Below are 21,688 nucleotides of genomic sequence, written 5' to 3'. Positions count from 1 at the left end.
TTTGTCTGACAAACTTCTTTTTTTACTTCTTTAATGTGAGATAAATGGAATTATATTATACCTTTTCTATTCTTATTGTAATAGCTACGATTTTTTCGTATATTAATGTTCGATTTTTAAAGCTACCTGCAACTATAGGTATTATGGTTATTGCCATGATCGTGTCGATTTGTCTTGTTTTTATTGGGAATTTAATAACAACAGGTTCATTGCAGGATTTTTCTAAACTGATAGGCAGCCTTAATTTCTCTGAAATATTAATGAATGGTATGCTTAATTTCCTATTGTTTGCCGGAGCTATACATATTAATATAAATGATCTGAGGGAACAGCGTTTGCCTGTAATCATTTTCTCAACATTAAGTGTTGTTATATCTACTTTCGTAATTGGTTTTGCTCTCTACTTTTTATTAAATAGACTGTTGCCTATGGTCGATTTGCATTTAGAGATACCATTTATATATTGTTTGTTATTTGGTTCGTTGATTTCGCCAACTGATCCCATTGCAGTATTGAGCATATTGAAAGAGGCTAAAGTTTCGAAATCGGTAGAAACAAAGGTCGCCGGAGAATCATTATTTAATGATGGTGTTGCCGTTGTTGTTTTTGCTGTGATATTGAAATTAGCACAAGGAGAGTCTGTGGATCTTTCTTTTACCAATATATCATGGCTGTTTATAAAGGAAGCGGCTGGAGGTTTTATTGTGGGTCTTCTTTTAGGATATATTGCCGCAAGAGCAATGAAGACTGCGAATGATTATAAGGTTTCTGTCTTAATCACATTATCTGTGGTGATGGGAGGGTCGTTAATCGTTCATGCTATGCATATATCTGGTCCATTAGCTATGGTGGCAGCAGGGCTTATTATTGGAGAGTCTAAAAGGAAGCGAAAAGAAAGTGAAGTTGAAACAAGTAGTCATGTTGGTCACTTTTGGGAATTGTTGGATGAGGTGTTTAATGCAATTTTATTTCTTTTTATAGGATTTGAATTATTGTTAATACCTAATCTTCATAATTACTGGTTAATAGGTTGTATCTGTATCGTTGTAGTTTTATTTGCACGATATATTTCTATAAAGATTCCAACATTAATTATTCCTTTTAAAGAGAAGTTTTCAAGTGGTACAATAAAGATACTTGTTTGGGGAGGTCTTCGAGGAGGGGTTTCTATTGCTTTGGCTCTTTCTATAGCAGAAGGACCGTTTAAGCAAGTGCTTATAGCAGCAACTTATTTTGTTGTTGTGTTTTCTATTATCGTTCAAGGATTGACAATCGGGAAATTAGCTAAGAAAATTAAAATATCATAGCTTTACTCTTTTTCGAAAAGTATAGAAACAGTAGCTTCGATAACCTTGAGTAGGTCAGTCGGAGCTATTTTTATTTGTAAGCCTCTTTGTCCTGCACTGATATAAATAAAATCGAAATCTTCACAGGTCGAATGTATGTATGTTGGATATTTCTTCTTCATGCCGATAGGAGAACAGGCACCTCTTATATATCCTGTTACATTCAATAAATCTTTCATTAAGATCATTTGGCAACTTTTGTTCCCTGAAGCTTTTGCAGCTAATTTTAAATCGAGTTCTTCTGCACCTGGTATTATGCAGACAAAATATCCGGATTTATCACCTTTCAATACTAAAGTTTTAAATAGCTGCTCGATAGGCTCGTTTAGTTGTTTCGCTACATGGATGGCGCTAAGGTCTGATTCATCAACTTCGTAAGGAATTAGCTCGTAATTAATTTTAGCTTTGTCTAATAATCTGGCAGCGTTTGTTTTATTGATTTTCATATTAATGCAATGTAATTTATCCTATAGTTGCAAAAGTAATATATTGTAAAGTATATCAGACGAGCTCCATGATGTTAATAAATTCATAAAACTGTCCGATTTAGTTAAAATAAAGTATAGGCTTGTATATTTGCTATATAAAAACACAACATCTCAATTTTATTGCTATATTTGTGAGTGCATAAGTAATTTTTAGACAGACAGTTTTAATTTCTTTCTCAAGTATCTTGGTTAGTATATCATTTCTCTCTGAATTTGGTTCTTTGCTAAACACAATTATTTATTTTTTTTTAATTACATTTTTTTATGAACATTTTTATTGCTGGGTTAAGCTATAGTATTACAGATGCTGACCTAAATGATTTATTTGGAGAATACGGAGAGATCGCTTCTGCTAAAGTTATTATGGACAGAGAAACTGGTCGTTCTAAAGGTTACGGTTTCGTTGAAATGAATGACGAAGTTTCAGGTCAAAAAGCTATTGATGAATTGAACGGTGCTGAGTATGATGGCAGAACTATTTCTGTATCAGTTGCACGTCCAAGAACTGAAGGTGGCGCAGGTGGTCCTCGTAGAAGCAATTCTGGCGGTGGCTTCGGCGGCGGTAACAGAAGAGGTGGCAACTCAGGTGGCGGTTTCAATCGCGAAAGATATTAATATTTAGAATATTTATATAAAGCCACAAGAAAAGAGATAGTTTATACTATCTCTTTTCTGTTTTTTAGCAGGTTTTTTTTACTAACTTTGTTCTTGTAAATACGAGGAATTATTATTGATATATTCGTGGTAATAACGATACAATAACCAAAGTAATAAAAGATCTTAGATCTTATTAAGATAAAGTTTGATGTTACGTATAAAACGTTTATACTTATATATATTACAAACATTTGTGCCTGTGTTCTTCATGACATTTGCCATCTGTTTGTTTATTATATTAATGCAGTTTTTGTGGAAGTATGTCGAAGATTTAGTTGGCAAGGGTCTTGATACTCATGTGCTGGCTGAATTATTCTTATATGCTGCTCTAACATTAGTACCTATGGCATTGCCATTGGCTATATTATTGGCCTCTCTGATGTCTTTTGGTAATCTGGGCGAACGCTATGAGTTATTGGCAATTAAAGCGGCCGGAATATCTCTTCTTCGAGCCATGCGTCCACTAATCATTCTCATGGTATTGGTTTGTATTGGAGCTTTCTTCTTTCAGAATGATATTATTCCCAAGATAAATGTTAAGTTCAGAACCTTAATGATTTCGGTAAAACAGAAATCTCCGGAGTTGGATATTCCTGAGGGATCTTTTTATTCGGGTATTGATAATTATAATATCTATGTAAAGACTAAAGATAAAGAGACCGGAACCTTGAGAGATGTGATGATATACGATGTATCTAAAGGTTTTGATAATATGGCTGTGATAGTTTGTGATTCCGCCAAAATGAAAATGTCTTCTAATAAAGATTACTTACAGCTTAATTTATATAATGGACAACAATTTGCAAATTTCAAACAATCGGGCTTAGGAGATAGAGCGACTGTTCGGAATGATAAGTTTGTACCTTATAGTCGTGAGAATTTTAAAGAAAAAGAGGTTATAATTCCTTTTGATGCTAATTTTAATAGAATGGATGAAGCATCTATGGATGGCACCCAAATCGCGAAAAATGTTTCGCAGTTAAGAGCTTCTGTTGATTCTCTAACAACCATCGTTGATAGTTTAAATATCAATGACCGAAAGGTAATGCTGAAATATACTTATTTGTCGTATCGGAATAATTATCAAACTGATACAACCCATGTTCAAGAAGAGAAACTGGATTATAGTTATAGTCTGGATTCAGTATTGAACTCTCTTTCTCCATCCGAAAGAGTAAGTGTTTATAGTGAAGCAATGTCACGGGCCGAAGCAAATAAAAATGATTTTATGTTTCGCTCAATTTCCAAGATTGATACTCAAAAGAAAATACGACAACATAATGTTGAGTTGCAACGTAAATTTACCCTATCGTTTGCATGCCTTATCTTCTTTTTTATTGGTGCTCCGTTAGGTGCAATTATCCGAAAAGGAGGCTTAGGGATGCCCGTTGTAGTTTCTGTTATTCTATTCATTATCTATTATATTATAGATAATCTCGGATACAAAATGGCAAGAGACGGTGTTTGGGCTGTATGGCAAGGTGTTTGGCTAAGTTCTTTCATACTGTTTCCTCTAGGGGTATTTATTACTTATAAGGCTATAAATGACTCTGCCTTATTCAATGCTGATGCCTATCGAAATTATTATGTGAAATTATTCGGAGATCGTAGTTTAATGACATTAAATGAACTTTTCTCTACTTATGATAAAAGAGCAAAAGATGCATTGAAAGTATTTGCTGCATTTCTTTTGACTTCAATAGCGGTTACTCTGACTAAAGGTTTTATAAGCTCAACCTTTTCTATTTTACAATGGATAAGTGGGATATTATATTTATTTTTACTTATTGATATATTCTTTACCCGACAGGAATTTTATTCAAGGATAAAAGAGAAGATCGAAATATCGGGTATAATTCTGAATTTTACGATTGGAATACCATTTTACTTTATTTTATACTTTTTACATAAGAATAAAATGAAAAAGATATTACTATCTTATAAAGAACAAACAATAATAACAAACATATAATTATTATGTTAGATATAAAATTAGATACTATCGAAGAAGCGATAGAAGAGATAAAGAAAGGTAACTTTGTTGTTGTAGTTGACGATGAAGATCGTGAAAATGAAGGTGATCTGATAATTGCAGCAGAAGCAATTACTCCAGAAAAAGTGAATTTTATGGAAACTCATGCGAAAGGACTTCTTTGTGTTCCTTTAACAGGAGAGAGATGTGATGAGTTGGATTTACCAATGATGGTTACTAGCAATACATCTGTGCATGCTACACCTTTTACCGTATCCGTAGATTTATTAGGACACGGTTGTACTACAGGTATTTCTTCATTTGATAGATCTCAGACCATCTTAGCTTTAGCTAAGGCTGAAACAAAAGCCGAAGACTTAGGACGCCCAGGTCACGTCTTCCCTCTTAGAGCAAGAGATAAGGGGGTGTTGAGTCGTATTGGGCACACTGAAGCGGCTGTTGATTTAGCAAAATTAGCGGGATTATATCCGGCAGGTGTTTTGATCGAAATAAAAAAAGAAGACGGAGAAATGGCACGTCTTCCCGAATTAATGAAATTTTCTAAAGACTTTGGTCTTAAAATTATATCGGTGGCAGATCTGGTTAAATATAGATTAAGCCGTGAATCTTTGATTGAGAAAGGTGTTGAAGTTAATATGCCTACTGAATACGGCGATTTCCGTTTGATTCCTTTTAAACAAAAGTCAAATGGTTTAGAACACATTGCTTTGATAAAGGGTACATGGTCTGCCGATGAACCAATTTTAGTTAGAGTACATTCGTCTTGTATGACCGGAGATATTTTCGGATCCAAACGTTGTGAATGTGGCGAGCAGTTGCATAAATCGATGGAGATGATCCAAAAAGAGGGTAAAGGAGTGATTGTCTACCTGAATCAAGAAGGCAGAGGTATTGGTCTTATGGCAAAAATAGAGGCTTATAAGCTACAAGAAGAAGGTCTGGATACAGTAGATGCAAATTTACACTTAGGTTATAATGCAGATGAGCGTGACTATGGTGTCGGAGCGGCAATACTAAGAGATTTGAATATAAAGAAGATGCGTTTGTTAACCAATAATCCTGTGAAGCGAGTAGGACTTGAGTCTTTCGGATTAGAAGTTGTTGGCAATTTACCTATCGAGATTACTCCTAATAAGTATAATGAGGCTTATATGAAGACTAAAAAAGATAGAATGGGGCATATCCTACATAATTTGGATTAAGTTCGTATGACTCTAATATTTAGCATTACTCAGTATATATAAACTAGAAAAATACAAATAAAGAATAAAAATTAAAATGGGACAGGTAGCAGATCGTATCGCTAATCTTTCGGCATCCGAAACATTGGCAATGTCACAAAAGAGCTCTGAATTGAAAGCTCAGGGTATAGATGTTATTAATCTGAGTGTAGGTGAGCCGGATTTTTATACTCCGGATCACATAAAGGAGGCAGCGAAAAAAGCGATAGATGACAACTTTTCATTCTATAGTCCTGTGACCGGATTTTTGTCTTTACGAAAAGCGATTTGCTCGAAACTGGAAAAAGAAAATAATTTAAGTTTTCAGCCCGACCAAATTGTTTGTTCAAATGGAGCTAAACAATCGGTTTATAATGTTCTTGCTAGTGTTGTAAATAAGGGAGACGAGGTGGTTATTCCTGCTCCATATTGGGTAAGTTATATCGAAATGGTGAAATTAGCCGAAGGAACAAGTGTTATTGTTACTGCGGGAATCGAACAAAATTTTAAAATAACACCTGCTCAGCTTGAAAGTGCAATCACTGCAAAAACACGTGCTATTATTTTGTGTTCACCTTCTAATCCTACCGGAAGTATATATTCCAAGTCAGAATTAGAAGCTTTAGCAAATGTATTGGCTAAACATCCGAATATAATTATTCTGGCAGATGAAATATATGAGCATATCAATTATGTAGGAAAGCATGAAAGTATAGCTCAGTTTGAGAATGTTAGAGACCGTGTTGTAATTATAAATGGCGTATCTAAAGGATATGCGATGACAGGATGGCGTTTGGGCTGGATAGCTGCTCCTAAGTGGATTGCTGATGCTTGTAATAAATTGCAGGGGCAAGTTACGTCGGGTCCATCATCTATTACTCAAAAGGCAGCTGAAGCCGCCTATACAGGTGATCAGTCATGTATTGAAACTATGCGTCAGGCTTTTGAACGTCGTCGAGATTTGGTTTATAAGTTGACATCTGAAATAGAAGGATTCAAAATTGAAAAGCCTGATGGAGCATTTTATGTATTTCCTGACTGTTCTTACTATTTAGGAAAATCGTTTAACGGTCGAAAAATCGAAAACTCCGGAGATTTAGCTATGTTCTTATTAGAAGAGGGGCATGTAGCCTGTGTTGGAGGACAAGCTTTCGGAGCTCCTAATTGTATTCGCTTTTCGTATGCTACGGCAGATGAATTACTTGTAGAAGCTTTAAAGCGAGTAAAAGAAACTTTGGCAAAATTAAAATAATAATATACTATAATAATAAAGAAAGGGTTTATATCAACAGATATAAACCCTTTCTTTATTTAGATGATTTTTAGCTTCCAAAAGAACCATCATCCAGATGTTTTCTAATTAAATCCATAATTGCTTGTAACGACCCTTCTCTGTTGTGTTCTATTGCTTTCCATATAGAACTAAAAGGAAATGTCTGGAATACAGGGTTTTCTGATACACAAGAAAAGTCATTGCCATATTCATCACTGATAATAGTCCATTTGGTTCCATATGCTCGATTCAGACAATTACCGAATGCTGATCCTATGGCATTAACAAACTCTTCTTCACTTACAAGTTTGAATCTATTTCGTCTGTGTAGCCATAGATAGACGAGTTCATCTAAGTCTTGTGCTGAGTAATTAGATAATTTTTTTTCGGGACTAAGTTGTGTCAATAGAATTTCTGCATCTACTAAGCTATATGCTATAAACTTTTTATCTTTATCACTCAAGTTAATTAAATCTTGCTCTACTTTATCTACTATTTTAGTTTTATACTCAACTGTGCGCCTTTCTATTTCAAACGATTTATGTTCAAAATTCTCATCATCCGACATATCTTGTTGTTTAGTCATACTTTGTGATCTTAAATTGAGATTAATTAAGTACCGAACCGAATATAATGCTCGCGATTGTCAAATATATCATCAGTCCCGTAACATCAACGATAGTTGCTACAAAAGGAGCAGATGATGTAGCAGGGTCAGCACCTAATCTGCGTAAAATAAATGGAAGCATTGAGCCGATTAACGATCCCCAAAGAACAATCCCAACTAAAGATAAGGATACTGTTGTAGCTACCATTATCCAGTGATCGCCATATAAGTGAGGAAATATAAAATGCCACACATAAATACGTATAAACCCGATAACACCTAATATAATACCCAGACTAAGTCCTGATATAATCTCACGTCTGAATACACGCCACCAATGTGAAAGCTGTACATCTCCTACAGCCATTGCCTGTATAATAAGTGTCGATGCTTGTGATCCGCTATTACCCCCACTGGAAATCATAAGAGGCAGAAACATTGCTAAAACAATAACCTTAGCCAATTGATCCTCGTAATATTGCATTACTGATGCTGTGAGTAATTCTCCTATAAACAGAACAATAAGCCAACCTGCACGCTTCCATACCAATTTATAGAGAGGTACATCCAAGTAGGGTTCATCAAGAGTACCACTGGCTCCAAATCGCTGCATATCCTCTGAATATTCCTCATCAGCCAACCATAAAACATCATCAATGGTAACAATACCTAACAGTGTTTTATCGGATGCAATTACAGGTAAAGCAACCCTGTTATTCATTTTGAATACTTTGATTGCCTCTTCCTGAGGATCTTCAGCATTCAGTGAAATAAGTCTGTCGTCCATCAAATCAGCTATAGGAGTATGTGGATCAACAACCAATAAGTCACGTATTCGAAGGTCATCAAGTAAAATTCCGTTATCGTCCAGTATATATATAACATCAATTGTTTCCGAATTCTTACCTCTACGTCTGATTGTATCTAAAGTCTCTTGTACAGTGTAATTTTTATTGATAGCCAGATAGTCCGGTGTCATTAGCCGACCTACACTATCTTCGGGATAAGCGAGTAGGGTAGATACTTCCTTCTTGTCTTCAGGAGAAAGCAGTGATAATAATTGTTGTGATAATTCTTCGTCCTTAAGTTCTCCTAAAAATGCAGTTTGGTCATCAGGAGGAAGTCCTCTCATAATTTCAGAAACCTTCAATTTTGGAAGTTTCTTTATGACTCGCTCTTGAGTTGGAACGTCCAAAATTCTAAAAACGTTTACAGCTCTGTTTACACTCATTGTATCAATGATGAGCGGAGCATAATCAGGCAACTCATCTATTAGATCTTCTATTATTGAGATATTTAAGCTGTCGAGGTATACTCTTAGCTTTTTTTTATCTCCTGATTTGATCAGTGATTGAGTTTGATTAACGATGTGTTTGAGATCTTTTCTCATACTGAGGAAGTTTTAATCAGTAAATACTGGAAAACCCTTTTTTCTCAAAAAAAGTTTTCAGAAACACTCTCTATTTTTTATCCTTAAACCTAGTGTAGCACGATCTACACAACGGTTTATATTCTTGTAACTCTCCAAGCATCACCTGCTTGTCGTTATTAGATACAAGTCTGTATGAATAATTTGCTAATTTACCACATTCCACGCATATAGCATGGACTTTTTCTACATCGTCGGCAATTGCACACAAGTTAGGCATAGGACCAAAAGGATTTCTTTTAAAGTCCATATCTAATCCCGCTATAATAACTCTTATCCCCTGGTCTGCCAATTGTTGGCATACTTCCACTAATCCCATATCAAAGAATTGAGCTTCATCAATGCCTACAACCTCAATATTAGATGAAAGTAATAAGATGTTACTCGAATGTTCAACTACTGTGGATTGTATCGAATTCTTATCGTGTGAGGTGATCTCAACGTCAGAATAACGGGTGTCAATGGCAGGCTTAAATATTTCTATTTCCTGCTTAGCTATTTTAGCTCTTTTCAGACGACGTAAAAGTTCCTCTGTTTTCCCGGAGAACATCGATCCACATATAACCTCTATACTACCTCTGTTATTTGTTTCATGTATCGTATTTTCGCAATAAATCATATAAAAAGAAAGTATAAGAGTATTAGTAATCAATATTAGTTCTACCTGCAAAGATGACTCTATATTTTAAGCCGTGCAAAGATAGATTTTATAAAAAAGATATGAAAATGAAATATTATAAAATACATCAATTAATGTCTGGATTATTTCTTAATTTTATAGATTGTATATTATGTTACGGTTATTATCAGAAAGATTAAAAAATAAAGCATGTCAAAACTATTAACTTCATTCCATTTGAAAGGGATTACTCTAAAAAATAGAGTTGTCATGTCTCCTATGTGCCAATATTCGGCAGAAGATGGTTTCGCCAATGATTGGCATTTTATTCATTATGGAAGTCGTGCGGTAGGGGGGTGCGGAGCCATTATACAAGAGGCTACAGCTATATCTCCTGAAGGTAGAATTACTTATGGAGATTTGGGTATATGGAAAGATGAACATATTGATCAGCTATCTAAGATTGTAAATTTTGTTCAAAAACATGGTGCTGTCGCCGGTATTCAGTTGGCTCATGCCGGAAGGAAAGCCAGTTGCAGTTTACCTCAAAATGGAGGGAAGCAATTGCATGAAGGACCTAATAGCTGGACTACAGTATCAGCCTCACCTATTCCTTTTGATAAAGGCGAAAATGCCCCCAAACCTCTATCCAAGGAAGATATAAAAGGTGTGATTGATGATTTCAAAAGTGCAACAATGAGGTCTCTTAAAGCAGGCTATAAGATTATAGAAATACATGCTGCTCATGGATATTTGGTTCATCAGTTTTTGTCACCTTTGAGTAATCATAGAACAGATGAATATGGAGGGAGTTTTGAAAATAGAACTCGTTTTCTTCTAGAGATTGTGGATGCCTTAATTGGATTATTGGGTGAAAAAGAATCTCTTTGGGTACGAATTTCTGCTACCGATTGGGTTGAAGGCGGTTGGAGTATTGAAGAATCTGTCGAACTGTCAAAATTATTGAAGGATAAAGGAGTAGATGTTATTGATGTATCTAGTGGCGGCAATGCTATCCATGCTAAAATTCCTGTTGGTCCTTCTTATCAGGTTCCTTTCTCTAAACGTATAAAGAGAGAGGTTGGGGTAATAACAGGAGCTGTAGGATTAATAACGGATGCTAAGCAAGCAGAGAATCTATTGAATGCAAGAAAATGTGATTTGATTTTTCTAGGGCGAGAATTATTGCGTAATCCTCAGTTTGTACTCAATGCAGCTAAGGAGTTGGGTGACACTGTAGCCAATTATCCTGTTCAGTATCTACGGGGATATAGATAAAGTCAGAAAAAGCAATATACTAAAAAAAGGTAATCCATATGGATTACCTTTTTTATGCTGTATAAATAATGTTGAATTATTCAGCACTTTCTGCAGCAGGAGCTTCTTCTACTTCAACAGCAGCAGGAGCTTCTTTTTCAGCTTTAGCGGCAGCTGCTTCAGCTCTTTTTTGAGCAACAGCTTCTGCTTTAGCTTTGTTTACAGCTTGTTCTGCTTCAAAACGAGCTTTAGCTTCAGCATTTACTTTTTCTGCATGTTTGTTTTTTACAGACTCAGTTGCTTTTTCCTTAGTTGCTTTCCATGCTTCAAATTTAGTTTGAGCATCAGCATCAGAAAATGCACCTTTAGTTACCCCACCTAGTAAGTGTTTCTTCATAAGAACACCTTCTTCAGAAAGGATGTTACGTACTGTATCTGTTGGTTGTGCACCAACTTGTAGCCAATACAAAGCTCTGTCGAAGTTCAACGTAACTGTAGCAGGTTTAGTGTTAGGGTTGTATGAACCAACCTTTTCAATAAATTTACCATCACGTGGAGCTCTGCTATCTGCAATAATGATTTGATAAAAAGGATAGTCTTTACGTCCTCTTCTTTGTAAACGGATCTTTGTAGCCATTTCTTAAAGTAATTTTTAATTAGTACATAATTATTTATTAGCGGGTGCAAATATAAGGATAACTTTTGTATTTATTTACTGCAAGTCAATATATTTAAGGGTAAGCCCGAATTTAGTCACGCATTTTTAAAATTGTTAATGATAAGGATCGTTGTTAAAAGGAAGATATAATTCAGCGAACTTAAATACTAAAATTCATAGTCTGAAATTTTTATTTATTCCATATACGCGTATTGAGATCAAGTATCTCTACGGCAGAAAGAATACGTACTAAGTTTTCTACATAATACTTAGTTGTCAATTCATCTTTGAATGATCGGCTGGTATTAAGAGTAAAAAGATTAAAATTTCCACTAAGTGCTAAATATAATTTTCCATTGATAAAAGAAGCATACACACAATCTTTGCCATATCTATTCGATAGTTCCATGAAATATTCTTGCATAGATGGAGTTAGAATATAACGAGCTTCGACCGGGTCGGTGGCATATACAACATATCTTTTTTCGAAGTTAGGATCCTCCAGATATATCATTTCACCTCTTCCGGCTGATCCGAATTTTTCTTGCATCCACCTTCCTATACCACCTAACATCCGTTCTGCGGTATCAGGAAATATGTATATCTCTCCATTAAAATTTTTATTACTGTCGGTTATAAGAAATACTCCTTTAAAGATAGTATGCCATTGGGTTCTGGTTCGTCCTTTACTGTCGGTCGATGTGGTTTTATACTGCGTATGTAAATTTGAAAATAACATGGAAGTATGTCCCAAATTTCCTTTAATTAGATTGTATCCCTGATATTTATCCGTAGATTTTCGGAATAAATTAGACGAGAAATAATCTTTTTCGCTGATGCAATTGTCTCTCTGGAAATATATATCAGATAGAAATTCAGATATAATATGTGGTACTATCTCCTTATAGAATTGGTCGGAGAGATTCTTTTTTATGGGATTTATCTTGTATATATACCAGGTGATATATCCGATAATGAGAGCTAGAAGCAATGGTGATGCTGGTAAGTAGAGCAGTAGAATAATTGCTGCGGATATTGAAAAGGAGATGGTGATCGTAATCCAGAATATTTTCAGCCTTTTCTTAAATTCTATTCTTAAATCTTCCAGAGGCTGTAACTTGTATTGCAACTGAAATTGAAGATCAGATATTCGTTGCTCAATATTATTCAGTAGTGATGCAGACATGCATTGTTTGATTAGTGTATTCGACAGATATAATAGTATTTACTGAAACAGGTTTCCGACATTCGGATTTTGTTGTTCTGTTTGTGTTGCTGTAATCATTTCTTTACGTTGGTATCCCATTTGAGAAGCAAATATACTTGTAGGAAACATCTCTATACCATTATTATATTCCATCACAGCAGCATTATAAGTTCTGCGAGCAGCAGCCAGTTGTCCCTCACATTCATTTAATGATGCTTGTAGTCTCGTAAATTGTTCACTGGCTTTTAGATCAGGATAGTTCTCAACTGAAATATTAAATGATCTTATTGCTTGATCTATCTGACCATTCAGTTCATTTTTTTGAGTATCTGTAATGTTAGGACTTTGTGCTTTTGTCCTAAGCTGTACTAACCTTTCAAGCAAGGAGCTTTCATGTTGCATATACTGCTTTACTGTAGCTACTAAATTGGGAATTAAGTCATATCGTTGCTTAAACATCGCATCTACAGCTCCGTTAGCATATTCGACTTTGTTTTTTAATCCTATTAGTCTGTTTTTTAATGTAATAATTATAATCCAGACTAAAACAATAAAAACGATGAAGAAAATAATGATTTCCATATGCTTGTATTTTGAAATTAGAATTAGTTTTAGTGATTTGCCGATCAGAGAGGTAAAAGGCTCGTGATCTTTTATTTATTGTTTAAAAAATTACGTGCTGCTTCAATAATTGTATCAATTCCCCTAGCCATATCCGATTTACTCATATCGACCTTTATATCAGGTTCAATTCCAAATTCGATATGCTCTTTATTTGCATTAACCATTGGAGAAGACGAAAATCGAACAGACCATCCGTTGGGTAGTTCCGATGAAAATGGTAAACCACTTCCACCTCCGGTTCTATCACCTATAATAGTTACGTTGGGAGCATAAGTCATTGCATTTACAAAGTCATTGGAAGAACTATAGCATCTTCTGTTGGTAAGAACGACTACCTTTTTTTGATATCTGAGACGATTTGATGGCTCTATATAACGAGGGTAGGGGTTTGAAAAATCATCATGGCCTGTTCCCTTTTTATGCATAATATAACCCACTAAAGTTTTATCATTAAAAAAACGCGCTGCTATTTTATCTGCATTACTCAAAAGACCGCCTCCATTATTTCTGATATCAATAATAATACCATTGCAAATAGACATACGGTTAATTATTTGATCTAGATTGCCTTCGCCAATACCACTTGAAAAACTGTTATAATATATATAACCTATATTATCCTCGAGAATCTTATATTTCATACCCGAAGCTATTAAATAATCAGTACCAAGATAATTTTCCTGTATTTTCTCATCAAAGTTATCAGGATAATCCTCAAACCATTTCCAGTAACGAGCAACATTGTGTGTCGCTATTAGGTTTACATGTCCATCCTGTAGTTCGGCGAGCATCTCTCCCATGACATCAAAAAAAGCGTCATTACTCATATCTTCACTTATCCGATCAGAATATTGTGTGTGCACTGTTTCCCAGTCTATATTTTTATAGTTAAAGAAGCAGTATTTTTGATCAAGAGTTTTCCATAGAAGCTCAAAATTATCTCGCTTTGAGTTATTGTATTCTTCTTCATGAAAACAGGATGAAAACAGAGTTATTAATAATAAGCTTATAATCGTTGGTATATACTTCATTACTTGTTTATGATGTTTTTCCAAATTTATAAATTCTATTTATAATTTCTTTCTATTCTTGTAAAATGATGTTATAATTATTGCGGAGCTTATGGGAGTTGTAATTTTTGTAATTCATCAAATGGGTGTCTGAAATAGTTTAGATCCAGATCTCCTACAATTCCGTCTAATTCTCCGGTATGGGTAAATTGCCAGATAATCCAATTCTTGATGTCATCACTTGGTTCCTTATTCAAACTGCTGATCCATATTGGATTATTTGGGAAAGAGTTATTGATATATAATTTATAGCAGTCAGTATTAGTGTATATGATCGGATGAACTCCATAATACTCATACATCTCATTTTCCATAACCTTGAGCTCTTTTACAACACTTTTGACAAATATTGGATCTTTGCTATAAGGGTTTGCGGGCGAATGTTCAATATCAATAGCTGGAATTAAATCTCCGGATTGGCATTCAGCAACACGAATAAAATGTTTGGCTTGTTCTCGCCCCGAAATTCCAAAATTATAGAAGTGATACGAACCGGTTTTTATATTGTTTTCTTTAGCTAATTTATAATTGTATGGATAGTTGCGATCATCATGAGTAATACCTTCTGTTGCTTTAATGTAGGTGAAGTGAATATTCTGCCTCTTTACTTCTGCCCAATCTAGTATTGGGTTGTGATGTGATACGTCTACTCCTTTTACTTGATATTTTTGACTCTCATTAAACGTATTTGCTGTACTTTTTTTATAAAAAAAATATCCTAGAGTGAGAAATAATACAATTAAAGTCGCCACTAATGTGATCGACTTTAATTTATTATCAGACTTTCTCTTTTTCGGTTTTTTGCTCATGTTCTATTCAAACAAAATAGCTTCCGTTAGTAGTTTACCGGTTTTGTCTTTTCCGGAAAGTATTAATTCATCTTCAGATATTCCCCAATCAATACCAATTGTCGGATCGCTCCATATAATTGAAGCTTCATAACCGGGAGCATATACATTATCAACTTTATATGTAAATATTGCTGTATTGCTCAATACTACAAAGCCATGTGCAAAACCCCTAGGTACAAATAATTGCTTTTTATTTTCAGCAGTAAGTTCCACAGCTACATATTGCCCAAAAGTAGGAGACGATTTGCGTATATCTACAGCTACATCAAGCACACTTCCCTGTATTACTCTGACTAATTTAGCTTGTGCAAATTCTCCGGTTTGGTAATGCAAACCCCTTAGAACTCCTCTCGAAGATTTAGACTCATTATCTTGGATGAAATCTGTTTTTCCTACGAATTTTTCAAACTCAGCTTGTTTAAAAGATTCCATAAAATAACCACGATCATCACTAAATACACTGGGTTCAATTACCCAAACTCCTCTTATATATTGTTCTGTAAATTTCATTCTTTATAATAAGCTTAAAATATATTTTCCGTATGCTGTTTTATCTAATCTTTTGCCAAGATCTTCAAGTTGATTGTTGTTAATCCAACCATTGCGCCAAGCTATTTCTTCTATGCAAGCAATATAAAATCCTTGTCTGCTTTGTATTGTTTCAACAAAATTTCCAGCTTCCAATAAACTATCACAGTTACCGGTATCTAACCAGGCAAATCCTCTACCAAAAAGTTCAACTTGTAATATTCCTTCGTTTAGATAGACTTTGTTTAGATCTGTTATTTCATATTCTCCTCTAGGGGAGGGTTTCAGTTTTTTAGCTTTTTCAGAAACAGAGCTGTCGTAGAAATACAATCCGGGAACTGCATAATTAGATTTAGGTTTTTCAGGTTTTTCTTCTAAAGAAAACACCTTTCCACTTTCATCAAACTCTACTACTCCATATGCTCTGGGATCTTTTACATAATAGCCAAAAATACATGCACCTTTATTTATTGAAGCTGCACGGTTAAGCATGGCTGAAAATCCTTGACCATAAAACATATTATCTCCAAGTATAAGGCAGCCCGGTTCTCCATTCAGAAACTCAGCACCAAGAACAAAAGCCTGAGCTAATCCATCCGGTTTTTCCTGAACAATATATTCAAACCGCATTCCTAGTTCTTCTCCTGTTTCCAATAAGTCTTGGAACATAGGAAGATCTCGAGGTGTCGATATGATTAGTACTTCTCTAATTCCCGCTAACATAAGAGTAGAAAGCGGATAATAGATCATAGGCTTGTCATAAACAGGCATTATTTGTTTTGAAATTGCTTTAGATAATGGATAAAGTCTGGTTGCACTTCCACCCGCAAGAATGATTCCTTTCATGCTTATTTCTTTTGATGTTATAGCAAAGATACTATTTTGCTCTTAACAAAAAAACATATGCATAAAGAGGAAAGTTTCGAATATGTTAAATAAAAAGTATATATTTGGCTGCTAACTAATTTAAGATTTAATTATATGGATATCAAAAATGATGATAGAGATAATTCTGTAAAGAATAATATTCAGTCTGTGAGTACTCAATCGGACACAGTTTGCGATTCTTCATTTTCATTTAATGAACTTATAAAAGATGCTGGTAGGCAGAGTTTAAAAGCAATAAAGTGGTTTATCTTAGTATTACTAGCCTTTGGTTTACCTAATATTATTTTTCTTATAATTTCTCTTTTTAAGTATGGTAATAAGGCTATAAATGAATCAAGTTTTTGCTTATTTATTATATTGTTTATAGGCCTTACTTCTACAGCTTTTGCTTTATATTCTACATATAAATATATATTAGTGGATACATTAAATATTGGATATAGGTACTTAACTCCTTTGTTTAAAAAAATCTGTGTGAAAATTATTGAAAAGATAATTTCAGGAGGCAATAGATTAATGGGAAAACGAGATGTTGAAAAAATGTTGAATGTAGGGAGTTTAATGATTGAGGTTTACGGGAAAAAATTACCAAATTATTTGCAAAAATCAGTGAAATTTATTTTGAGGCGTATTCCTTTTAGTGATTTTCTTTTTAATATGCAGGATGATTTGAAAAGTGGTAGAAAGGATAGTAAAACATTAAGTGAGATGTTATATATTCAATTAGATACTTACATAAAAAATGTTTTTTTTAAGAATAATTCAATGAAATGGATAATCTGGTTTCTACCATTGAATATCATCATACAAATAATACTATTGATCTATATTAAATAAAAAAAGGCTTCATAATAGAAGCCTTTTTTTATTGTTTATTTAACCGGAATTTTCTCGATACGCCTTATATGGCGTCCACCTTCAAATGGCGTATTGAAGAATGCGACAACAATATTATAAGCTTCTTCGTTAGAGACATAACGTCCTGGTATGACTAAAACATTTGCATCATTATGAGCCCTTGTTAGTTTTGCAATTTCAGGATTCCAGCATAGTACTGATCTGATACCTTGATGTTTATTCAAAGTAATATTTATACCATTACCAGTTCCACATATTCCAATTCCCGGATAACACTCTCCCTTTTCAATAGCTATAGCCATTGGGTGGGCAAAGTCAGGATAATCACAACTTTCGGATGTGTAAGTCCCAAAATCTTTATATGCTATACCTTTCTCTTCAAAAAGAGAAATTAAATAGGATTTTAATTCAAATCCAGCATGGTCGCTACAAAGACCAACGGGTTTCTCCGATTGAGAGAACAATGATTGCGATTGTGTATTAGCCATTATTATAGACTTTTATTAAGTAACAAAAAATATTAATGTCGTATTTCAGAATCATAACTATCATTTGTTTTCATGCTTATCAAAGCAATAAAAACTTCTGAGAGCTTATTTTCTCAGATATTCTTTGACTTGTTTGTATACATTATCAGCTGTAAAACCTAGTTTTTCATCCAATACTTTATAAGGAGCAGAGAATCCAAAAGTTTCAAGTCCCCAGACTTTTCCTGCATCGCCAACTAAACCAAGAAGGTTTACCGGAAGACCAGCAGTCAATCCGAATATTTTTTTGCCGGAAGGAATAACCGAGTCTTGATATTCTTTAGACTGATTTCTAAAGAGTCCTTCAGAAGGAACAGAGACAATTCTGGATTTTATTCCATCGGCTTCTAAAAGTTTAGAACCTTCTACTAAAGTTGCAACTTCTGAACCTGAAGCTAAAAGTATAACATCGTAGTTATCCGAATCAGTAACTATATATGCTCCTTTAGCTGTTTGAAGAGCTTCGTTGTAACGTGAAGTTTTAGCAGGTAAATCTTTTATGTTCTGACGAGAGAAGATTAGTCCCGTAGGTGTAGAAGTATTTTCCATTGCCAACTTCCATGAAACAGTAGTCTCTACGGCATCAGCAGGACGAAGTACTAGCATCGAATTTTGGTTATGGTGATTTTTCAATTTCTCCATCAATCTCAATTGTGCTTCTTGTTCTACAGGTTCATGAGTAGGACCGTCTTCTCCTACACGAAACGCATCATGTGTCCAGATAAATTTAACAGGTTGTTGCATGATTGCTGCTAAACGAATAGCTGGTTTCATGTAATCTGAGAATACAAAGAATGTGGCACAAGCTGCTATAACTCCTCCGTGTAAACTCATTCCTATTGATAGACAAGCCATTGTTAGCTCACTAACACCTACCTGTAAAAAGGCTCCTGAGAAATCGTTCTTTTTAAAACTTGTTGTATGTTTAAGAAAACCGTCAGTTTTATCAGAATTAGATAAATCGGCAGATGAAACAATCATGTTCTCTACATTCTGAGCTAATACTGAAAGTACTGCTGCAGATGCAGCACGAGAAGCAATATCATTTTTTTGTTCTATACCAGCCCAATCAATTTGAGGAACTTCTCCTTCAAACCAACGTTTCATTTTATCTGCTAATTCAGGGTTCTCTGAAGTCCATTTAGCTTTTTTCTCATTGAGTTTAGCTACAATTTCTTTCAGCTCTTTAGCTCTTTTTGTGTACAACTCTTTTGCTTCCGGAAATATTTGGAATGGATTTTGTGGATCACCACCTAGGTTAGTTATTGATTTTTCGAAACTGGCACCACTTTCACCAAGAGGCATACCGTGAGTCGCAGTTTGGCCTTCGAAACTTGAATTATCATCTTTAACAGCACCTTTTCCCATAATAGTGTGACCTACTATAAGGGTTGGTTTTGATTTTTCTGCTTTAGCTTCAACTAAGGCTGCTCTAATTTCAGCAGCGTCATTTCCATTTATTGAGATAACTTTCCAGCCCCAAGCATTATATTTAGCTACAATATCTTCGTCGCTAACCTCCGAAGTTTTTGTTGATAATTGTATACCATTGGAATCATAGAACATGATCAAATTATTCAAGCCTAAATGACCGGCAATACGACCTGCTCCTTGAGATATTTCTTCTTGTATACCACCATCAGATATAAACGTATATATTGTGTGATCCATTTGATCACCAAAACGCGCTTTTAGAAATTTGGCTGCGATAGCAGCACCTACAGCAAATGTATGCCCTTGGCCTAATGGACCAGAAGTATTTTCAATTCCATGATCTAAATCTAATTCGGGGTGACCTGGGGTAATGCTTCCCCATTGACGGAATTGTTTTAAATCATCTAAGGTATACTTTCCAGCCAATGTTAGTGTTGAATATAACATGGGAGACATATGACCCGGATCTAAGAAAAAACGATCTCTGTTTTCCCAACGTGGATTTTCCGGATTATAAACCAGAAATTCAGAAAATAAGACATTAATAAAATCGGCTCCACCCATTGCTCCTCCAGGATGTCCGGATTTTGCTTTTTCAACCATCGATGCAGCTAGAATACGGATATTATCCGCAGATTTGTTTAGAACTTTTATATCATTCATGGTAAATTAATATATCATTATTGCGTTTTCTACAAAAGTAACAAAAAATAGAATAGGTTAGGTATATAGTTTAGACCATTTTATTGATTGTTCATAAATGGTGTCTATGGAAATAAGAAAGCCCACTTGCTTTATTTATAACAAGTGGGCTTTGGTTTATAAGTTATTGTAATTTTATTTCACAGGAATATCCTTGTTTACGTTTTTACAGCCAACAAGTGCATAGTAAAGTAGGTAAGCAAGACCAACTACGATTACCCAGTAGCTAGTAAGATAACCTATGCCACCTGTCATATCTACGATTCCGTTTTGCAATAATGGCAGGATACCACCACCGCAAACCATTACCATAAAGATACCGGATGCTTTTTCTGTGTATTTACCTAATCCTTCTACGGCAAGGTTAAAGATTCCTCCCCACATTACTGATGTACATAAGCCGACAAAGACTAGTAAAGCAGCGTTTATTGGAACATTCGCTAAACCGAATAATCCGTTTGCATCGTTTTTAAATACAGGTAGATTTACCATTATATTTGTTGGTGCAAACATAGCAGCAAGAGTAAGGATCAAGCCTACAACTGAAGCAACAATTAACATCGATTTTGCTGAAACTTTGCTACCGATGGCAGCTCCTAAAAGTCGACCTACAAGCATCATCATCCAATAAGTTGCAGTAACAGAACCCGCAATGGCTTCTGCACTTCCAAGACCCTTTAGTTGAAGAATATCTAAGTCAGGATTTTGCAACCATTTATTTAATACATTAGGAACACCTACTTCAACTCCGACATATACAAATATACCAATGGCTCCAAAAATAAAGTGACGGAATGACAATGGACTGTATTTGTCATTAACAGAGCTTATTTGTTGTTGTTTTTCGTTTTCAGGAATTGCAGTTAGTGCAATAACGATGAATGCAAATGCAAAAATAGCTAAAGCTGCAAACATTAAAGGGAAAACGTTGCTGATCTGAGCATTCTTTATTCCTTCAGGAATTAATATACCTGTTAATATGATAACAGCTGTACCAGCTAATGAATTAAAAGAACCTCCAACTTGTATAAGTTGGTTTCCTTTATTACCACCGCCTCCTAGCTTGTTAAGCATAGGATTTACTACAGTATTAAGTAAACACATAGAGAAACCAGCAACAAAAGCTCCAAGTAAATAAACTTCAAAACTACCTAGTGTTCCTGAAAGTGTTTGGATACCTACACCAATAAAACCAATAGCAATGGCAATAAGTGCTGTTTTTTTGTACCCTAATTTTTGAAGTAGATTACCAGCAGGGTATCCCATCACAGCATAAGCTATGAAGTTGGCAAACACTCCAAGAGTTCCCATCCAGTTTGGAACGTTAAACTGATTTTTTAAAATATCTCCCATTGGAGAAGCTAAGTTTGTTACAAACGAGACCATCGCAAAAAGGAATATCATTACGATGATGGGTAACAGATAATTTTTTTTCTCTGTAGAACTCATAGT

Annotated in this window: 21 protein-coding genes; 7 read left to right on the top strand and 14 right to left on the bottom strand. The window is 34.7% G+C overall.

Going from position 1 to position 21,688, the window contains the following annotated elements:
- Nucleotides 1–44 precede the first annotated feature (44 nt).
- Nucleotides 45–1,307 carry a sodium:proton antiporter gene (locus G7051_RS16850; RefSeq protein WP_166202141.1) on the top strand — a complete coding sequence of 421 codons (1,263 nt, stop codon included), beginning with the start codon at nucleotides 45–47 and terminating at the stop codon, nucleotides 1,305–1,307.
- A 2-nt stretch (nucleotides 1,308–1,309) separates the two neighbouring features.
- Here the strand turns inward: G7051_RS16850 and ybaK are convergent, their stop codons facing one another.
- Nucleotides 1,310–1,792: a Cys-tRNA(Pro) deacylase gene (ybaK, locus tag G7051_RS16845; RefSeq protein WP_166117334.1), complete on the bottom strand. Its 483-nt coding sequence runs from the start codon at nucleotides 1,790–1,792 to the stop codon at nucleotides 1,310–1,312.
- 306 nt (nucleotides 1,793–2,098) lie between these two features.
- Between ybaK and G7051_RS16840 the strand changes: the two genes are divergently transcribed.
- The 4 genes from G7051_RS16840 to G7051_RS16825 all read left to right on the top strand — a co-directional run bounded on the left by G7051_RS16840 (nucleotide 2,099) and on the right by G7051_RS16825 (nucleotide 6,956).
- On the top strand, nucleotides 2,099–2,449 hold the full coding sequence (locus G7051_RS16840; protein ID WP_166202139.1) for an RNA-binding protein: 351 nt from the start codon (nucleotides 2,099–2,101) through the stop codon (nucleotides 2,447–2,449).
- A 190-nt stretch (nucleotides 2,450–2,639) separates the two neighbouring features.
- On the top strand, nucleotides 2,640–4,463 hold the full coding sequence (locus G7051_RS16835) for an LptF/LptG family permease (RefSeq protein WP_166202137.1): 1,824 nt from the start codon (nucleotides 2,640–2,642) through the stop codon (nucleotides 4,461–4,463).
- Between the two features lie 5 nt (nucleotides 4,464–4,468).
- Entirely contained in the window at nucleotides 4,469–5,686 is a 1,218-nt protein-coding gene (locus G7051_RS16830; protein ID WP_166202135.1) for a bifunctional 3,4-dihydroxy-2-butanone-4-phosphate synthase/GTP cyclohydrolase II, read from the top strand.
- A 76-nt stretch (nucleotides 5,687–5,762) separates the two neighbouring features.
- Nucleotides 5,763–6,956, top strand: coding sequence for a pyridoxal phosphate-dependent aminotransferase (locus G7051_RS16825; RefSeq protein ID WP_166202133.1), 1,194 nt, complete (start codon nucleotides 5,763–5,765; stop codon nucleotides 6,954–6,956).
- 70 nt (nucleotides 6,957–7,026) lie between these two features.
- Here the strand turns inward: G7051_RS16825 and G7051_RS16820 are convergent, their stop codons facing one another.
- The 3 genes from G7051_RS16820 to G7051_RS16810 all read right to left on the bottom strand — a co-directional run bounded on the left by G7051_RS16820 (nucleotide 7,027) and on the right by G7051_RS16810 (nucleotide 9,632).
- On the bottom strand, nucleotides 7,027–7,563 hold the full coding sequence (locus G7051_RS16820) for a DUF3806 domain-containing protein (protein WP_166202131.1): 537 nt from the start codon (nucleotides 7,561–7,563) through the stop codon (nucleotides 7,027–7,029).
- Nucleotides 7,564–7,585: 22 nt separating this feature from the next.
- The gene (mgtE, locus tag G7051_RS16815) at nucleotides 7,586–8,974 is read right to left on the bottom strand and encodes a magnesium transporter (protein WP_166202129.1); all 1,389 of its coding nucleotides are present in this window, start codon (nucleotides 8,972–8,974) and stop codon (nucleotides 7,586–7,588) included.
- A gap of 70 nt (nucleotides 8,975–9,044) precedes the next feature.
- A complete protein-coding gene (locus G7051_RS16810) occupies nucleotides 9,045–9,632 on the bottom strand; it encodes a thymidine kinase (RefSeq protein WP_166202127.1) in 588 nt (195 codons plus the stop codon).
- Between the two features lie 210 nt (nucleotides 9,633–9,842).
- Here G7051_RS16810 and G7051_RS16805 point away from each other — a divergent pair, with 210 nt between their 5' ends.
- Nucleotides 9,843–10,910, top strand: a complete 1,068-nt coding sequence (locus G7051_RS16805) for an NADH:flavin oxidoreductase/NADH oxidase (RefSeq protein ID WP_166202125.1) — start codon at nucleotides 9,843–9,845, stop codon at nucleotides 10,908–10,910.
- 76 nt (nucleotides 10,911–10,986) lie between these two features.
- Here G7051_RS16805 and G7051_RS16800 read toward each other — a convergent pair whose 3' ends face one another.
- From G7051_RS16800 to rfbA, 7 genes are all read right to left on the bottom strand, one after another.
- The gene (locus G7051_RS16800) at nucleotides 10,987–11,526 is read right to left on the bottom strand and encodes a 30S ribosomal protein S16 (protein WP_166202123.1); all 540 of its coding nucleotides are present in this window, start codon (nucleotides 11,524–11,526) and stop codon (nucleotides 10,987–10,989) included.
- Nucleotides 11,527–11,737: 211 nt separating this feature from the next.
- Nucleotides 11,738–12,733 carry a DUF3137 domain-containing protein gene (locus G7051_RS16795; RefSeq protein ID WP_166202121.1) on the bottom strand — a complete coding sequence of 332 codons (996 nt, stop codon included), beginning with the start codon at nucleotides 12,731–12,733 and terminating at the stop codon, nucleotides 11,738–11,740.
- A 39-nt stretch (nucleotides 12,734–12,772) separates the two neighbouring features.
- Entirely contained in the window at nucleotides 12,773–13,336 is a 564-nt protein-coding gene (locus G7051_RS16790) for a LemA family protein (RefSeq protein ID WP_166202119.1), read from the bottom strand.
- Nucleotides 13,337–13,407: 71 nt separating this feature from the next.
- The gene (locus tag G7051_RS16785) at nucleotides 13,408–14,409 is read right to left on the bottom strand and encodes a S41 family peptidase (RefSeq protein WP_166202882.1); all 1,002 of its coding nucleotides are present in this window, start codon (nucleotides 14,407–14,409) and stop codon (nucleotides 13,408–13,410) included.
- An 89-nt stretch (nucleotides 14,410–14,498) separates the two neighbouring features.
- Nucleotides 14,499–15,257 carry a glycoside hydrolase family 25 protein gene (locus G7051_RS16780; RefSeq protein WP_166202117.1) on the bottom strand — a complete coding sequence of 253 codons (759 nt, stop codon included), beginning with the start codon at nucleotides 15,255–15,257 and terminating at the stop codon, nucleotides 14,499–14,501.
- 3 nt (nucleotides 15,258–15,260) lie between these two features.
- Entirely contained in the window at nucleotides 15,261–15,809 is a 549-nt protein-coding gene (gene rfbC, locus G7051_RS16775; protein WP_166202115.1) for a dTDP-4-dehydrorhamnose 3,5-epimerase, read from the bottom strand.
- 3 nt (nucleotides 15,810–15,812) lie between these two features.
- Nucleotides 15,813–16,673 (bottom strand): glucose-1-phosphate thymidylyltransferase RfbA, encoded by an 861-nt coding sequence (gene rfbA, locus G7051_RS16770; RefSeq protein WP_166202113.1) that lies wholly within the window; start codon nucleotides 16,671–16,673, stop codon nucleotides 15,813–15,815.
- 135 nt (nucleotides 16,674–16,808) lie between these two features.
- Between rfbA and G7051_RS16765 the strand changes: the two genes are divergently transcribed.
- Complete coding sequence (locus tag G7051_RS16765) at nucleotides 16,809–17,552, top strand: hypothetical protein (RefSeq protein WP_166202110.1); 744 nt, start codon at nucleotides 16,809–16,811, stop codon at nucleotides 17,550–17,552.
- 35 nt (nucleotides 17,553–17,587) lie between these two features.
- Here the strand turns inward: G7051_RS16765 and rpiB are convergent, their stop codons facing one another.
- The 3 genes from rpiB to G7051_RS16750 all read right to left on the bottom strand — a co-directional run bounded on the left by rpiB (nucleotide 17,588) and on the right by G7051_RS16750 (nucleotide 21,685).
- The gene (gene rpiB / locus G7051_RS16760) at nucleotides 17,588–18,061 is read right to left on the bottom strand and encodes a ribose 5-phosphate isomerase B (protein ID WP_166117318.1); all 474 of its coding nucleotides are present in this window, start codon (nucleotides 18,059–18,061) and stop codon (nucleotides 17,588–17,590) included.
- A gap of 105 nt (nucleotides 18,062–18,166) precedes the next feature.
- Nucleotides 18,167–20,197, bottom strand: coding sequence for a transketolase (locus tag G7051_RS16755; RefSeq protein WP_166202107.1), 2,031 nt, complete (start codon nucleotides 20,195–20,197; stop codon nucleotides 18,167–18,169).
- A 174-nt stretch (nucleotides 20,198–20,371) separates the two neighbouring features.
- Nucleotides 20,372–21,685: an MFS transporter gene (locus tag G7051_RS16750; protein ID WP_166202104.1), complete on the bottom strand. Its 1,314-nt coding sequence runs from the start codon at nucleotides 21,683–21,685 to the stop codon at nucleotides 20,372–20,374.
- Nucleotides 21,686–21,688 lie beyond the last annotated feature (3 nt).

This window comes from Dysgonomonas sp. HDW5B (assembly GCF_011299335.1).
GTDB lineage: Bacteria > Bacteroidota > Bacteroidia > Bacteroidales > Dysgonomonadaceae > Dysgonomonas_A.
The sequence above is the reverse complement of the archived record's forward strand: the minus strand, read 5'-3'. Positions and strand labels throughout refer to the sequence as shown.

Bases quoted from the DNA above. Each gene is read 5' to 3' on its own strand.
- G7051_RS16850 (WP_166202141.1), top strand. From the start codon at position 45: ATGGAATTATATTATACCTTTTCTATTCTTATTGTAATAGCTACGATT.
- ybaK (WP_166117334.1), bottom strand. From the start codon at position 1,792: ATGAAAATCAATAAAACAAACGCTGCCAGATTATTAGACAAAGCTAAA.
- G7051_RS16840 (WP_166202139.1), top strand. From the start codon at position 2,099: ATGAACATTTTTATTGCTGGGTTAAGCTATAGTATTACAGATGCTGAC.
- G7051_RS16835 (WP_166202137.1), top strand. From the start codon at position 2,640: ATGTTACGTATAAAACGTTTATACTTATATATATTACAAACATTTGTG.
- G7051_RS16830 (WP_166202135.1), top strand. From the start codon at position 4,469: ATGTTAGATATAAAATTAGATACTATCGAAGAAGCGATAGAAGAGATA.
- G7051_RS16825 (WP_166202133.1), top strand. From the start codon at position 5,763: ATGGGACAGGTAGCAGATCGTATCGCTAATCTTTCGGCATCCGAAACA.
- G7051_RS16820 (WP_166202131.1), bottom strand. From the start codon at position 7,563: ATGACTAAACAACAAGATATGTCGGATGATGAGAATTTTGAACATAAA.
- mgtE (WP_166202129.1), bottom strand. From the start codon at position 8,974: ATGAGAAAAGATCTCAAACACATCGTTAATCAAACTCAATCACTGATC.
- G7051_RS16810 (WP_166202127.1), bottom strand. From the start codon at position 9,632: ATGATTTATTGCGAAAATACGATACATGAAACAAATAACAGAGGTAGT.
- G7051_RS16805 (WP_166202125.1), top strand. From the start codon at position 9,843: ATGTCAAAACTATTAACTTCATTCCATTTGAAAGGGATTACTCTAAAA.
- G7051_RS16800 (WP_166202123.1), bottom strand. From the start codon at position 11,526: ATGGCTACAAAGATCCGTTTACAAAGAAGAGGACGTAAAGACTATCCT.
- G7051_RS16795 (WP_166202121.1), bottom strand. From the start codon at position 12,733: ATGTCTGCATCACTACTGAATAATATTGAGCAACGAATATCTGATCTT.
- G7051_RS16790 (WP_166202119.1), bottom strand. From the start codon at position 13,336: ATGGAAATCATTATTTTCTTCATCGTTTTTATTGTTTTAGTCTGGATT.
- G7051_RS16785 (WP_166202882.1), bottom strand. From the start codon at position 14,409: ATGAAGTATATACCAACGATTATAAGCTTATTATTAATAACTCTGTTT.
- G7051_RS16780 (WP_166202117.1), bottom strand. From the start codon at position 15,257: ATGAGCAAAAAACCGAAAAAGAGAAAGTCTGATAATAAATTAAAGTCG.
- rfbC (WP_166202115.1), bottom strand. From the start codon at position 15,809: ATGAAATTTACAGAACAATATATAAGAGGAGTTTGGGTAATTGAACCC.
- rfbA (WP_166202113.1), bottom strand. From the start codon at position 16,673: ATGAAAGGAATCATTCTTGCGGGTGGAAGTGCAACCAGACTTTATCCA.
- G7051_RS16765 (WP_166202110.1), top strand. From the start codon at position 16,809: ATGGATATCAAAAATGATGATAGAGATAATTCTGTAAAGAATAATATT.
- rpiB (WP_166117318.1), bottom strand. From the start codon at position 18,061: ATGGCTAATACACAATCGCAATCATTGTTCTCTCAATCGGAGAAACCC.
- G7051_RS16755 (WP_166202107.1), bottom strand. From the start codon at position 20,197: ATGAATGATATAAAAGTTCTAAACAAATCTGCGGATAATATCCGTATT.
- G7051_RS16750 (WP_166202104.1), bottom strand. From the start codon at position 21,685: ATGAGTTCTACAGAGAAAAAAAATTATCTGTTACCCATCATCGTAATG.